General features: G+C 30.4%; 1 protein-coding gene. It reads right to left on the bottom strand.

Features of this window, described 5'->3' with window-relative positions:
- Positions 1 to 1,297 precede the first annotated feature (1,297 nt).
- Complete coding sequence (locus HMPREF0645_RS08470; RefSeq protein WP_145992910.1) at positions 1,298 to 1,633, bottom strand: hypothetical protein; 336 nt, start codon at positions 1,631 to 1,633, stop codon at positions 1,298 to 1,300.
- Positions 1,634 to 1,992 lie beyond the last annotated feature (359 nt).

Consider the following 1,992-nt stretch of genomic DNA (forward strand, 5'->3'; position numbering starts at 1 on the left):
TTCTTCCTTTGATAGTGTTATTTTCCTTTCCATTACTTCCCCTTTCTTTTATTGGGATTAGGCCTCTTTTTGTGCACCTTTTTTTATCCCCTCGATTATTATTTCCATGTTATACATTCTGTTCTCTATCGCTATTGTGGCTTGCGTTTTCGTGCCACGTTTGTTGTTTCTTTTGATTGTTCTTTACTGTTTTATATATACATACAATGAAACCGATTACATTCACCGCGATACCTATGTAAATAATAATGTATTGCTCTTTTGATAGACACGGTTCCCAATCGTTATCTAAACAAGGTTCACACAATGGCTGATAATATCTAAACAACAGAAATAAGACGAAGTCTATTACCGTCAGTCTAAAGAAACAACTTTTAAAAAATTTATTTATCAGGGGTGTCTTTATCGATTTCATACCTAAATTCCTTTCCTTTGTTTTTAGGATTTTTAATCCAATTATTATATGCCTTCATAGAGTCTTTTAGAATACCATCTATATTTCTCTACTCTACTTTCCTGTGCGCGAATTACCCTTTTTTAAAAGGTCTCTTAATGCTATACATTCTTTCATTTATTGCTGCGATGGCTTGGCGTTTGTGTGCTAAGTTTGTTGTTCTTTTTATTTTGACAACTCCCGATTTGGAGCATTACCAAAAACCGTGTGTTATTTGTTTTCATATATGATTTCTTTTGTTTCATAGTGTCGACTATATATTTTTTCTAATTTTACTATTCGATTATTTTTATCATAAGTAAATACACATGTATATGAAATAATGACGTCAGACATATTGGGCTTGTAAGTATAACTATATTGGGTAATAAGACTATCCTTGACTATAATGTTAATACTAACTACATAGTCAACACTGGCATCAAGATACGTGTAATACTTATTGATATCTTGTATAGAAATCTTTTTTCGCTCCCCTATAGGCTTTGTAAACGATAAGATTTCGCTTGGGTCATAACTTGACAAAATATCAGCAATAATACACGCATCTTTATATATGACCTCGGGATATTTTAGAATTATTCCATAATCAATCAGGCTATAAGATTGATATAAAAATATCTTTTGACATTTGATTTCATCTGCGGACAATTTAACCAATCTACCTCGTTTATTATACACCCCGATTTTTTTTTCGTTTAGAAATAAACTTCTCTCTAACTTACAACCATTGCTTAAAGTTTTTACAACAGTTTGTGATTTCAATTCTAAATTATTTAGAATTGAAATCACAGAAAGTATCAATATAGCACAAAATCTCATTACTAATCTTTTATTTAGTTTCTATAACTCATCATCCCTTTTTCCAAAAACATATATTGTCTTCTGATGAAATACTGGAGATAGATATAATATTCGTTTTTTATTTTCAAAACTTATCAGATATTTTTCTTTGAAAGTTTTTTTCTTATAATTTCTCTGCATGATTAGTGTATCCTTATCAAGTGACCATATCCAATATTTTTTTGACCCTATGGGATCTATCTTGATAAGGGTATGATTATTCTTAAAAATAAGTGTAGGACCTCCGTTATTGCCAGTTCCAATCTCCGTATTTTCACGAATATAGGATTCACCATTGCGTATGATAGTATCACCATGTAGAATAAGGGTGTACATTAAAGTCCACTTTGAATTTACTAATAGTGAGTCGTTAGCTGAAATTTGCATACTACTCGAAAAAATGTATATAAATAGGAAAAATAATTTATTCAACATGTTTAGGATCTTCCCTCCTCAAAGGTTTATTTAATTCTTTTCTAATTTTATTTTCATTATTAATTGCATTACCAGTATCCGCACCAAGAACTTTAGGAGCTGCATGCCCTACTATTTCATGATATAGTATGTCCGCAGCTTCATCTTCCAGAACTATATCTTTTTGATCTTTTAATTTATCATTAGCGTTACCAGATATTATAACATTTACATCATAATCAGATGATTATTTTGATAATTCTCGATTTGAAGCATTACCG

It is taken from the genome of Hallella bergensis DSM 17361 (assembly GCF_000160535.1).
GTDB classification, from domain to species: Bacteria; Bacteroidota; Bacteroidia; order Bacteroidales; family Bacteroidaceae; genus Prevotella; species Prevotella bergensis.